This window comes from Aneurinibacillus sp. Ricciae_BoGa-3, assembly GCF_028421645.1.
GTDB lineage: Bacteria > Bacillota > Bacilli > Aneurinibacillales > Aneurinibacillaceae > Aneurinibacillus_B.
The window spans coordinates 3,560,910-3,573,065 of sequence record NZ_CP116887.1; the positions used below are offsets into that span (position 1 = coordinate 3,560,910).

At 37.7% G+C, this 12,156-nt stretch carries 11 protein-coding genes and 2 pseudogenes; 8 read left to right on the forward strand and 5 right to left on the reverse strand.

The window, feature by feature from the left end:
* The first annotated feature begins 5 nt into the window (after nt 1–5).
* The 4 genes and pseudogenes from istA (at nt 6) to PP175_RS17975 (ending at nt 3,102) form a co-directional block, all read left to right on the forward strand.
* Complete coding sequence (gene istA / locus PP175_RS17960; RefSeq protein WP_272439674.1) at nt 6–1,595, forward strand: IS21 family transposase; 1,590 nt, start codon at nt 6–8, stop codon at nt 1,593–1,595.
* A complete protein-coding gene (gene istB, locus PP175_RS17965) occupies nt 1,592–2,365 on the forward strand; it encodes an IS21-like element helper ATPase IstB (RefSeq protein WP_272439675.1) in 774 nt (257 codons plus the stop codon). Before istA ends, istB begins: the two co-directional genes overlap by 4 nt.
* Before the next feature lie 137 nt (nt 2,366–2,502).
* A pseudogene (locus PP175_RS17970) lies at nt 2,503–2,598 on the forward strand (pyridine nucleotide-disulfide oxidoreductase); the annotation flags it as partial.
* Nucleotides 2,599–2,715: 117 nt separating this feature from the next.
* Nucleotides 2,716–3,102: a DoxX family protein gene (locus PP175_RS17975; protein ID WP_272439676.1), complete on the forward strand. Its 387-nt coding sequence runs from the start codon at nt 2,716–2,718 to the stop codon at nt 3,100–3,102.
* A gap of 263 nt (nt 3,103–3,365) precedes the next feature.
* On the opposite strand, the gene PP175_RS17980 is transcribed toward PP175_RS17975, so the two are convergent.
* The 5 genes and pseudogenes from PP175_RS17980 to PP175_RS17995 all read right to left on the reverse strand — a co-directional run bounded on the left by PP175_RS17980 (nt 3,366) and on the right by PP175_RS17995 (nt 7,175).
* Entirely contained in the window at nt 3,366–3,974 is a 609-nt protein-coding gene (locus PP175_RS17980; RefSeq protein ID WP_272439677.1) for a trimeric intracellular cation channel family protein, read from the reverse strand.
* A 389-nt stretch (nt 3,975–4,363) separates the two neighbouring features.
* Nucleotides 4,364–4,825: a polysaccharide deacetylase family protein gene (locus PP175_RS17985; RefSeq protein WP_272443317.1), complete on the reverse strand. Its 462-nt coding sequence runs from the start codon at nt 4,823–4,825 to the stop codon at nt 4,364–4,366.
* A gap of 132 nt (nt 4,826–4,957) precedes the next feature.
* Nucleotides 4,958–6,073 carry a UDP-N-acetylmuramoyl-tripeptide--D-alanyl-D-alanine ligase gene (locus PP175_RS17990; protein WP_272439678.1) on the reverse strand — a complete coding sequence of 372 codons (1,116 nt, stop codon included), beginning with the start codon at nt 6,071–6,073 and terminating at the stop codon, nt 4,958–4,960.
* Between the two features lie 67 nt (nt 6,074–6,140).
* Nucleotides 6,141–6,452: pseudogene (locus PP175_RS30070) on the reverse strand (Mur ligase family protein); the annotation flags it as partial.
* Nucleotides 6,453–6,542: 90 nt separating this feature from the next.
* A complete protein-coding gene (locus tag PP175_RS17995) occupies nt 6,543–7,175 on the reverse strand; it encodes a polysaccharide deacetylase family protein (protein ID WP_272439679.1) in 633 nt (210 codons plus the stop codon).
* Nucleotides 7,176–7,415: 240 nt separating this feature from the next.
* Here PP175_RS17995 and PP175_RS18000 point away from each other — a divergent pair, with 240 nt between their 5' ends.
* Genes PP175_RS18000 through PP175_RS18015 form a run of 4 tightly spaced genes read left to right on the forward strand, consistent with a single transcriptional unit; the run spans nt 7,416 to nt 11,208 of the window.
* Nucleotides 7,416–8,408, forward strand: a complete 993-nt coding sequence (locus PP175_RS18000; RefSeq protein ID WP_272439680.1) for a CgeB family protein — start codon at nt 7,416–7,418, stop codon at nt 8,406–8,408.
* Between the two features lie 59 nt (nt 8,409–8,467).
* Nucleotides 8,468–9,463 (forward strand): CgeB family protein, encoded by a 996-nt coding sequence (locus tag PP175_RS18005; RefSeq protein ID WP_442870388.1) that lies wholly within the window; start codon nt 8,468–8,470, stop codon nt 9,461–9,463.
* A gap of 52 nt (nt 9,464–9,515) precedes the next feature.
* The gene (locus tag PP175_RS18010) at nt 9,516–10,499 is read left to right on the forward strand and encodes a CgeB family protein (RefSeq protein WP_272439682.1); all 984 of its coding nucleotides are present in this window, start codon (nt 9,516–9,518) and stop codon (nt 10,497–10,499) included.
* A 34-nt stretch (nt 10,500–10,533) separates the two neighbouring features.
* Complete coding sequence (locus PP175_RS18015) at nt 10,534–11,208, forward strand: polysaccharide deacetylase family protein (protein ID WP_272439683.1); 675 nt, start codon at nt 10,534–10,536, stop codon at nt 11,206–11,208.
* Nucleotides 11,209–12,156: the final 948 nt, after the last annotated feature.

The window sequence follows — 12,156 nt, forward strand, 5'->3', positions numbered from 1 at the left end:
GAGTGTTGATTACGTTGAGAAAGAAACAGGAAGTCTTACTGATGTACTTAAGGGAGGCAAAGTCGCAAAGGGAGATTGCAAGAGAGACAGGGATTGACCGCAAGACGGTAAGCAAATATATAAAAGAATATGAGAATAAAAAGATTGAAGTGGAACAATGTGGTGATTCTGTACATACAGGAGAATTGATCCAGGAACTTGTGGAGGCCCCAAAGTATAAGGTGGGCATTCGTCAAAAGCGAGTGATGACGAAGGAAATAGAACAAAAGATAATACGATACCTTGAAGAAAATGAACAAAAGCGGAAGAAAGGGCTGCGAAAACAACTAAAAAAACCTATTGATATTTTTGAAGCGCTAGAGGCAGAAGATATCGGAGTCATTTACAGTACCGTCCTTCGGACCATCAGGCAGCTGGAGAAAAAAACAAAGGAAGCATTTATAAAAGGCACTTATCTACCCGGTGATATATGTGAATTCGACTGGGGCGAAGTGAAGGTCAAAATAGCGGGAAAATGGCGTAAGCTGCAGATGGCTGTTTTCACTTCGGCTTTTGGAAATTATCGCATGGCCTACCTGTTCATGACCCAGAAGATGGAGTGTTTCCAGGAAGCACATGCCCTCTTCTTCCAGAACACCGGCGGTGTTTACCAAACCATGGTCTACGACAATATGAGAGTCGCCGTCAAACGGTTTGTCGGAACTGAAAAGGAACCTACCGATGGGCTAATGAAGCTATCCCTGTATTATGGATTCAGACATCGCTTTTGTAATGTAAGGAAAGGAAATGAAAAAGGACACGTTGAGCGGAGCGTTGAGGTCGTTCGAAGAAAGGCGTTTGCTTTTCAGGATAGCTTTGCATCTTTGGAAGAAGCAAATGAATACTTAATGAAAGTCTGTGAGCGGCGAAACCGAAAATCCCAGCCATCCCAACAAAACCATACTGCCGAAGAGTGTCTGGAAATCGAGCAAGATGAATTCCTCCCCCTTCCCCCTCCATTCGATGCCGCACGAATCCAAAACGTGCGTGTCGACAAGTATTCGACGGTAGTAATTGATCAAAGCCATTATTCGGTCCCCGATCATTTGGTTGGCGAAATTGTAAAGGTGAAAGCCTACTCAAACCGGATTATTTTTTTCCACGAAGAAAAAAGAATAGCTGAGCATCTTCGCCTGACAGGATGCCATGAATGGAGTGTGCACTTGGAGCATTATCTTGAAACACTAAAGAAAAAGCCTGGTGCATTAGCTGGTAGCACAGCATTACAACAGGCAGACAAAAAGATAAAATCAATTTATACGACTTATTATAGCAGTCGGGAGAAGGAATTTATAGAGTTGATGCAGTTTTTGAAGGAAGAATCAAGCATAGCCGAGATTGAACAGAGCATCACGAAACTCAAAAAGATCAATGCAAGCCATGTGACGACGGATAAGATAAAGATTCTTTGTGCCAAAAACAGAGAGATAAAGCCTCTTGACTCTGCCCTTTCAAAGGAAACAAAGGACATCAGTGAACAATCGAAAGCACATTTGAAAATGTACGATGCCCTGTTCAAGACGGAAGAAGTAGGGAACAAGGAGGCCATCGCATGAGCAAACAGAAGGAATGGGCGGAAGAAATCTTCAATTACAGCAAGGATCTTAGGCTCCCCATCGTCCGCCAGTGCTTCCAGGAACTGATCAAAGAGGCGAATCAAAAGGATGCGAGCTATGAGGAATTCCTGGCAGCCTTATTGCAAAAAGAGTGGGACTCCCGACAGGATTCCGCGCAATACAACAGGATCCGGAGGGCTGAGTTCCCTTATAAGAAGCATTTGGAGGATCTATCGGTGTATGATTTGCCGGAAGATGCCCAAAAGAAATACAAGCGTTTGAAGACCCTTGAATTCATCAAGGAAGGCAGGAACCTCATCCTAGCCGGAAACCCCGGAACCGGAAAGACACATATGGCAATAGGCTTAGGGATGAAGGCGTGTGTAGAGGGTTATAAGGTTTGGTTCACGACCGTCCCACTATTGATCAACCAAATCAAGGAGTGCCGGTCCGAGAGGACCCTTCGGGCTTTCCAGAAACGCTTTGAGAAATACGACTTGGTCATCGCTGACGAGATGGGATATATCTCCTTCGACAAGGAAGGGGCGGAATTATTGTTCACGCACCTCTCTCTCCGTGCGGGGCAGAAATCCACCATCATCACAACAAACCTATCATTTGAGAGATGGGAGGAAATATTCCAGGATCCCGTGATGACGGCAGCCATGATTGACCGGCTTACCCACCAGGCTTATCTTGTCAATATGAACGGGAATTCCTATCGAATGAAACAAACCAAGGAATGGCTGGAAAAGCAGCAACTGGTGTAGCGGAAACCGAAAGTTGATGAATGAATTACTAACCAAGTTGGAATACTTCCCTTTCTAATGGAAAAATAGACATTCCTGCGCCTAAACGGAAAACTTAGGCGGGGGAATTTTAAATGATTAAGTGGGGGAATTTTGAGTTGACAAATACAGGAGACGGAGCTAAGGTAGCGATTAACGTTATTTCTGAAATAAACGGAGAACGTTACGTGGACCACGATGTGCTAAAAGCATAATTGAATGCCGCAAGATGTTTGATTTTCTGAACGCTATATTTATTTTAAAAATAAGCGTAAGGAGTTCTTATTCTTGCACTAAGTTAATTATTGGAAAAAATTACGAAGGAGAAAAAAATGATTAATCTTGGACTTTTAATTATACGTTTAGTTGTAGGTCTAACCTTTGTAGGACACGGTGCACAAAAATTGTTTGGGTGGTTTGGAGGAGCTGGCTTAAAAGGTACCGCAGGGTGGTTGGAATCCATTGGCGCCAAACCAGGCATGCTCATGGCAGTCCTCGCAGGAGCAGGTGAATTTGTCGGAGGACTTCTGTTTGCGGCAGGCGTTTTAACCCCCATTGGGGCCGCTCTTATCGTCATTACGATGCTCGTATCGATTTTTACTGTACATGGTAAAAATGGATACTGGGCAACAGAAGGTGGATTTGAGTACAATCTTGTTTTGATTGCTGTGGCAGTTGGTATAGCCTTGATTGGTCCTGGTTCTTATGTTCTTTTCTAATTAACGTTGTTTGATATTAATATATTGTTGGCTATTTAATAACAATTTTAATATATTTTTATTGAAAATATATATTACTGCAAAAGGAGAAAATGAATCAAAATTGATTTTCTCCTTTTTTGTCTACCTAACTCCCGCTTAGTTAAGTAAAGAATTTACGTTAACAACAATAATTTTTGTGAAAAGAGCCATAAGTTAAGATAACCGATTATACCCAGGACTGGGCGAGCCTTTTCTTCTGGGAAGGGACATGTATGTCGGCATTAACTTAACTTTCCTTTTCTATGACAAGGAAGAGGAATCCGCCATTGATAACGAATTGCAAACATCCGACTAACCACGACAACAATCACCATTAAAGTGAGCTCGATTGGATTTGTCCAATCTAACCATATACAAACTGCACAAAACATTGTTAACACAGCATGAATCTCTTCTTTCAAAGCCAGTGGTTTCCGACCCGCTAACAAATCTCGAACCATTCCCCCTCCCACTCCAGTAAACATGGAGGCTAAAACAATAACTCCCAAGCTATCATGAACTTGTTTCGCCGATAATGCACCTTGAATAGCGAAAGAGGCAAGTCCGATCGAGTCAAAAAACAAGCCCCATCGTTTCCAATGATGAATCCATCTAATTGGCAACAATACGATAATCGTTAGTGTGATTAAAACCGTTAAAATCGTAAAACGATCCCATATGCCTGAAATAGGAATTCCAATAATTAAGTTTCGGATCACAGCTCCTCCAAATGAGGTTGTTAATCCTAACACATAAACTCCAATGAAGGAGTATCTAGCTGCAAGTGCCACAAAAGCACCACTGGCAGCATAGGCAATAATCCCGATGATATGTAACACCATCCAGGACATAGTTAAAAGCCCCCAATCCTATTATAAAAGTAACCCTGCCATCGAGTGAAACGTCTCTAATAAAGATGTATTATACACCTAAGAAAAATAATAATCTGTGATAAGTTTATGAATAAAATTGAAATGTAAATATTTAAAGCAATATTCATTAATTTATTTTGTAGCAATAGGTACGCAGGAAATAAAAAAGTCGGCTTAAATCGCCGATTTTTAATGGAAGTGAGTTTTTGTTTCCCCATAAAAGTTTTTAGTCTGGTCTACGCGGCCCACGTTGGCAGGGTAACATCTCTTGAATCCTTTGATTATTATGTTCAGCATTTTGCCTGGTATCCATAATAGTTGGCCTCTTAGGAACGTAAAAAAAAGCCTTAAGATTGTCAAAGGCAATCTTAAGCGTTTATCAAGCAAGAACTAAACGTCGTACACCCCTTTATAAGAGAAAAACGAAGCAGTTCTTTATATGGGGAAAGAACTTCTGTTATCGTTCCTATTTTATATGATTTTTCATGTGCTGCATCCAGCATTGCAGGTAATGCTTTAATGCTGGACTCTGTTGGGTGCATAAGAATAAGAGAGCCATTTTTTAAATTAGGTATAATTCTCCTGGAAACCTCCTCAGGGTCTGTTATTTTCCAATCCAGTGTATCCAGTGTCGACAATATAGTAAGCATATTTTCTTGAGCTGCAAGATCAATAATTCTTTGATCAAAATAACCGTATGGAGGAGTAAACAATTTAGGTTTAAACGCTAGTTCCTTTTCTATAACTTGATTAGTTTTTCTCAATTCTAAGCGAATTTGCTCTGTAGAAAGAGTTCTCATATCAGGGTGAGTATATGCATGATTCCCAATTTAATGGCCTGCTTCACTTATTCTCCGAGCCTGCTCACCATATGTTCGACATTCTTCCGCTCCTTTAGTTTATGCTATTGATAAACTCATGCAAAGTTAAAAAATAAGAGCTTCAACAATCTGCCATTAATCTTACAGTTGAGCAATATACTTTAATATATAAGCTATAGTTTCTGTCATCTTTAATCCTTGTGATTTGTCATAACCCCTGTACCCTTTGATCAAAATTGTGGTTTTAGGTTCCAATAGCTTTACCAATGAGTTATTCAAATCTTCTATAGAATAAAAATGTGTAAGTCGTTCCGGCGAAAAGCCCGCATCCATAGCTCCTTTCCCAATTTGTTCTGCATCATCTCCTATCGTATACAGATAATCTATGTTGTTGTTAGCCGCGTACTTACCTACATCATTGTGTAATGATAGAGAACAATCGCCCAAACCCAACATAGACCCAAAAACAACGATATTTTTGCCTTTTCCAATTTGTACAAGCACATCAATAGCTGCTTTCATGGCACAAGGCTTCGCATTATAACTATCATCAATTAATGTAATTTCTCGCTTTAAGGAATGAACATTTAGTCTACCATAGGTTCTATAATACGTTTCCAATCCAATTTGAATGTCGGTGGCGGCAAATCCTAACTGATGCGTGATAGCGATTGCAAATAAGGCATTAACGACGTTGTGAACACCAAAAATTGGAATATAGAAGTTGTGATTCATTCCCTCAAGATTAACTTGAAAAACCATTCCGTTATGCGTGTAATTTACCTCAAATGCTTGACAATTCGAATGATTGAGTATACCCACTGTAAAAATTTTACCAGCGAATTCTTTTGTTTCAAGTAATTTTGAATTTGTATCGTCTGCATTTAAAAACAATAAACCATCTGGTTTCATCCCTTTAATTAACTCTGATTTAGCTAAAGCTATTCCTTTTACTTTATCGTTAAAATTGCCAATATGTGCGGTACCAACATTGGTTATAATTCCTATATTCGGTTGAATCAGTTTACAGTGCTGAGTAATGTTCCCTGAATGTGTCATACCGTATTCCAGAACAATGGCCTCATACGTATCATTAATTTGGTTTACATATTGAGAGGTGTACCATACATCATTTCCATTTTCTATTGACTTAAAAGTTTTCCGTCGTCTTTGTAGGATCGAAGCAATCATTTCTTTCGTAGTGGTTTTTCCTGAACTTCCCGTAATTGCAATAATGGGCTTCTCAGTATCCCTCACTCGAGATACCATCTCCTTTTATTTAATTATCATAAAAAACCAGAAACTTTTGTTTCAAAAAAATTTATTAAAATCCATATTTCTTTTTGATCGCTTCCCTCGCGACTTGCCTATCGTCAAATTGTAACATATTGTTTTCAATGATTTGATATGTTCTATGACCTTTTCCTGCAATAAGTAAACAGGTTGTATTCGATGCCTGTTCTATTATTGGAGTAGTTCCTTTAAAAGTATGAACGGTAAATGAAGTTCCGTTTTGTTTTAACTGAATATCTGTTGCTTGAACATCTGATTTATCATCAATTCCATAAGTAATTACCTGGGCGGAGGTAATGTGTTCATAAAACTCGGAGGCTTTATCATCACGGTTTAAAATTAAAAATGTTTCGTTTTCGCCATAAGTGCTTGTAACCTTTGTTTATGCCCTTTTTATAGTTCCAACCCATAAGTTTGCCTTAAAGAAAAAGAATTATATCTGTTCCTCATTAATCAATTCTGACACTGTAACAAATTCCAAACCTTTTTGGCGTAAACCGTCAATTATGTTTGGTAGAGCTTTATGTGTTTGTTGTGCAGTATCACTTGCATGCATCAAAATGATAACACCCGGTCTTGCTTTTGAAAGCACTCGCTCAATAATTACATCCACTCCAGGGTTCATCCAATCCAAAGAATCAGCTGACCAATGAATGGTGGTATAGCCCATTTCACTAAGTTTATCTAGTACCCTGTAATCAAAATCTCCATTCGGAGTCCGTATTAATGTTGGCCTTACTTGAGTATTATTAAATATAATTTCTTCCGCTTTCCTTACTTGTTCTTCAATCCATTTATTATCATACTCAGTATAATTGTAATGATTATGCCCATGAGAACCTATTTCATATCCCATTTCTTTAACGCGTTTGCCGACTTCAGGAAAAGACATTAATACAGGGGACGATAAGAAGAATGTTGACTTCTTTACACTTTTTTCCTCTAAAACATGCAGAACCTTTTCAAATGTTTGATGACCATTCCCTATATCAAAAGTTAAAGCAATATTATTTTTTTTTGTTTTGATATCATAATAGACTTTCTTTTTACCGTCTTTATAATTCATTTTTTCACTCCTTAACGAGCATTTAAAATAAATTATGCAAAAGAAATTAAAAACGATTAGACACTTTGCATTAAAGCATAATAATTTATTTGAATAAAACTAACATCAACCAAGGCACTTCACCTGTCAATTCAGTTTTCCAAAACACATTTTCAATCGCGTTATCGTATTATAGAATTGGCACACCTGAAATAAAGGAACATGATAATAAAATACTGCTTTTTTTCATAGGGGGACAGTATGAAAGTTCTTTTTTTGGAAAGTCATCCAATGTGGATCCATGGTCTTCCTAATGGATTTAAAGATTTGGAGCACAAGGTGAAAATATCAGGCCCTCTAAATGACGAAAATTTACCGAATATAATTTCAGACTTTCAACCGGATTTAATTCTCTCAATGGGATGGGGTCCCGAAAATGATTCTCCTTACAAACAAAATCGCTTATATAAGTTTGTAAAACAGTCTGGAATTCCTCATGTCTATTGGGCTACAGAAGATCCAACACATACTTTTACCTTTACCCTTCCTTATTTAGAAAGTGTTCAACCTGACTTTGTATTTACGATTTGCCCTTATAAAGTTAATGAATACAGAAAAATGGGCATTCAAGCGGCACATATGGATTTCGGGTTTCATTCCGCCGTTCATTTTCCATCTGGTTCTGTCCCTAACTATCAATGTAAACTTGCAGTTGTTGCAAATGCCTATCCAAACAAGTTAACGGAATATCCAAATCATTTCCGCCATACTTCTCTAAAAACCCTCATTCAGCCAATCATTGAATCTAATATAAGGATTGATTTTTGGGGAAATTATTGGGATCAAATGAAGCAGCATCTTGGAAGTGAAATCCCGCTTGAATGGCAACATGGTTATCTTCATTATACCGAGGCCAATAAAGTTTATAGCTCCGCCGATATTGTTATTGGTTTACAAAATCATCGAACACAGCTAACACAAAGGACTTATGAAGTTCTTGGATCAGGTGGGTTTCTACTCACCCAGGACACAGAGGAAGTTCGTAGGCTGTTTACAACTGGACAGGATTTAGTTGTTTCCTCATCTCCAGAAGAAACTCTTGATTTAGTTCGTTATTATCTAAACCATTCAGATGAAAAGGATGAGATTCGCATGAAAGGGCTGGAAACTGTGCAAAAGCACTCTTATAAAGCAAGGGCAGCATATATGATTAAAACCCTAAAGAATAAGGGAATTTTAAAGAATTACATTTAGTAACAACATCAGTTTAATAAGTGCCTTATTTATCTACAAGGAAGAGGTGCTAATAAGCAGTGCGTATCCTCTTTTTAGAGACACATCCTATGTGGGTATTTGGCCTTCCCAATGGATTTAAAGATTTAGGTCACCATATTAAAATAATAGATCCAAACAAGGAGGAGTTATTAAAGGCCGCTCTCACACAATTCCAACCCAATCTTATTTTTAGTATGGGATGGACGCCAGCAAACGACACTCTTGAAAAGCAAGAGCGAATCGGAAACTATACACAACCTTCTGGCATTCCCCACATATATTGGGCTACAGAGGATCCTGGGTATACAGAAATTTTTTCTCTGCCTTATATAAAAAGAGCTAAGCCAGATTTTGTCTTTACTATTTGTGAAGAAAAAATCGCTACTTATGAGGGTTTAGGAATAAGTGCCGCACATTTGGATTTTGGCTACCATCCAAGTGTTCATTATCCAACTAACCGATTCAATCAATACACAAGTACAGCAGCACTTGTCGCCAACGGTTATCCTCAACTTTATGAAAAAGATCCTACCCATCAGCGGTTTATTTCACTTAAAGCTCTTGTAGTGCCTTTTTTAGATGAGGGAATCGACATAAACTTGTACGGTCGTTATTGGGACCAAATGAAAAGAATTTTTGAAAAGAACATTCCTTTAGATTGGATAAAGAGCTATTTACCTTATCCAGAGGCAAATAAAGTATACAGCTCGGCTAAAATAGTTATTGGCGTGCAGAATAAAATGACGCAATTAACTCAGCGAACATACGAAATTTTGGCATCTGGCGGATTTCTTCTTACAACTGACACTCCCGAAGTTAGAAGACATTTTATACCAGGTAAAGACTTAATTGTTTCCTCATCAAAGGAAGAGACATTACAATTGCTTCGTTACTATTTAAACAGACCCGATGAAAGACTAAAAATTTGCAAACGTGGCTTACAGTCCGTGAAAAAACACTCGTATACAATACGGGCAAAAATGGTCATAGAGACCCTATACAGAAGAAAGATTATTCCTTGTCATTTTTTATAGTGCATCTGATATTACTTGTTCTCTAAATAATAAATGATAAAGGTGGACCGCGATGAAAGTTCTTTTTTTAGACAGTAGCCTAATTTGGCTAAATTGTATTCCGCATGGGTTCCGCGATTTAGGCCATGTAGTTAGAGCTTCAGGGCCTCTTACACAAGAGAATATCCCAAAAATAATTGATGAATTTAGTCCCGATCTAATCGTTACAGTTGGTTGGGGACCCGAACATACCAAGGTAAAACAAAACTGGATTAGGGAGAGAGTAAAAGCAGCAGGGGTTCCACACATCTATTGGGCTGTTGAAGACCCGCACTTTACCTCTTCCTATACCCTTCCATTATTGATGAGAATGCAACCTGACTTTGTATTTTCTTTATCAGCAGATATGGTCGATTTTTACTGCAAATTAGGTATTCCTTCAGCACAGTTGGACTTTGGCTTCCACCCCTATGTCCATAAAAGGGGTAACCATGATCCAGAGTATGATAGTTCAATCTCATTAGTGGCTAATGCTTACCCTGACGTTCTTGAACAAGCACCGGACCATTATCGAAATCACTCCTTACAAACCTTAATTAAACCTTTATTAATCAATAAAATTAAATTAAGCATTTGGGGGAGAAACTGGGAGAAAATGAACCACATTTTAGGTCATGATATTCCACCAGAATGGATAAAAGGGTATCTAGATTATACGGACACCAATAGAGTATATAGTTCATCCGCAATTATGTTAGGGCTTCAAAATTATGAACACCAAGTAACGCAACGAACATATGAAATCCTAGGCTCTGGTGGGTTTCTGATTACATCCGATACCCCTGCGGTTAGAAAATTATTTAAACCAGGCTGTGACTTAGTTGTTTCTTCTTCACCAGAGGAAACGCTTTATTTAATTGATTATTACTTAAAAAATCCCGATGAACGTGAACAAATTCAAAGGCAAGGACAGCTTTCAGTCCAGGCCCACTCATATACAAATCGAGCAGATTATATAATAAAGTGTTTACAACATGAAGGAATCTTGAAAAAATAAAACAAACAAAAAATGATAAAGGGGAGATCAATCTGTGGAATTTGTTGATCGTCAAAAAAAAATAGCATATCTTACATTTGATGATGGACCCTCGGAAAACACTGCTAAAATTTTAGAAATTTTAGACTTATATAAAATTAAGGCAACTTTTTTTGTTATCGGCTCGGATGGGGAAACCGAAAAAAATTTATATAAACATATTGTAACTAGAGGACATGGAATTGGTTTACATTCGTACACCCATGACTATTCGACTATTTATTCTTCGATTGATTTATTCATTAAGGATTTAGAAAAACTTGAGAAAACATTAGTTGAATCAATTGGCTTTATCCCAAATATTTACCGTTTCCCGGGTGGATCGGTGAACCAAGGCAGCAAAAGATATGGGGGTCCTTCTTTACTGAACCAGTTAAAAAGGGAGATTAAAAATCGAGGTTATGTATTCTTTGATTGGAATGTAGATTCAGGTGATACTAAAAGTTATTTAGTTGACTTTGATCAAATCATTCAAACCGTGTTAGAAAGTACAATTAATAAAGAGAATGCCGTTATATTGATGCATGATGCCCCTGTTAAAACTACTACTGTTCAGGCCTTGCCCGAAATTATAACAGGCTTAAAAAAACAAGGATTTCAATTTGATATCTTAACGCAGGACTCTTCGCCCTGTCAATTTTCAAGTACAGCCATTCCTTTAAACTATTAAAAGCTGAGCTTCTATATGTTTGGCTTCTAGAATTTTTCAATATTGTATCCTCAAGTTACATGCCCATAGCATGGACAGCCTGACCAGAATACATCCACAGGTTTTAGAGATTATGTGCTGATGTTGTTTCTTGGATACTGCAGTAAGTTGCGTAGCCGCTTCATCGGGGAACCAAAAAATACAGACACCAAAAAAGACGCCTAGCGTCTTTTTTTAGGATTATTCACAGATATACTCTGTTTTTTCGAATTGGTCATGTCCGCAATTATGACATTCAAATTCTTTCTTCGGTGTTAAATCTCCACAATTCAAGCATTTGAACACTTCATTTCCCATGATAGACACCTCACGGCTGCATAAACACTAATGTCTATTCGATTTGGTCATAACGTCACCGGTGAAAGCCTTTTTCTTAGTGACATTTCGGTGAGTACTCAGCAGGAAAGTAAGCACGCAGATCTAATCAAGCGAGCATCAATAAAATTACCATGCTCACCCTCCCTTCAACAATATGTAACATTTTCCTAAATTAATAATAATAGGTAAAATATTACATTTTATATTTGTGTCCAATACCTTACCAGTAATTCACATGCTACTTGTAAAATAATCCATAAATCCATATTTTGTACATAAAAAGTAACATGTGCTAATTACCTGATCGATCTACCCTCTAAATTCGACTTTAAAACACAGTTAACACATAGGAAAATACTGTATAGTTAATTTATTGAAATAAGAATAAAATTTGTATTATTTACTTTTTAAAAAAAGCCGACCTTGTTAAGGCCGACTTGATTATGAATTGACCACAAAGATTCGGAACAAACGCTTCGGGCTGCTTATTATTAATTCATCCCGATATTTTTGTGATTAAAGAAATAATAACACTGGATTCGTTAGCATTACGTATAGATCCTTCCTTTCGCCATTGGATACTTGCTAACT

Excerpts from the sequence above, each read along its gene's own strand:
- istB (WP_272439675.1), top strand. The coding sequence starts at position 1,592 with ATGAGCAAACAGAAGGAATGGGCGGAAGAAATCTTCAATTACAGCAAG.
- PP175_RS18010 (WP_272439682.1), top strand. The coding sequence starts at position 9,516 with ATGAAAGTTCTTTTTTTAGACAGTAGCCTAATTTGGCTAAATTGTATT.
- PP175_RS17980 (WP_272439677.1), bottom strand. The coding sequence starts at position 3,974 with ATGTCCTGGATGGTGTTACATATCATCGGGATTATTGCCTATGCTGCC.
- PP175_RS18000 (WP_272439680.1), top strand. The coding sequence starts at position 7,416 with ATGAAAGTTCTTTTTTTGGAAAGTCATCCAATGTGGATCCATGGTCTT.
- PP175_RS17975 (WP_272439676.1), top strand. The coding sequence starts at position 2,716 with ATGATTAATCTTGGACTTTTAATTATACGTTTAGTTGTAGGTCTAACC.
- PP175_RS17995 (WP_272439679.1), bottom strand. The coding sequence starts at position 7,175 with ATGAATTATAAAGACGGTAAAAAGAAAGTCTATTATGATATCAAAACA.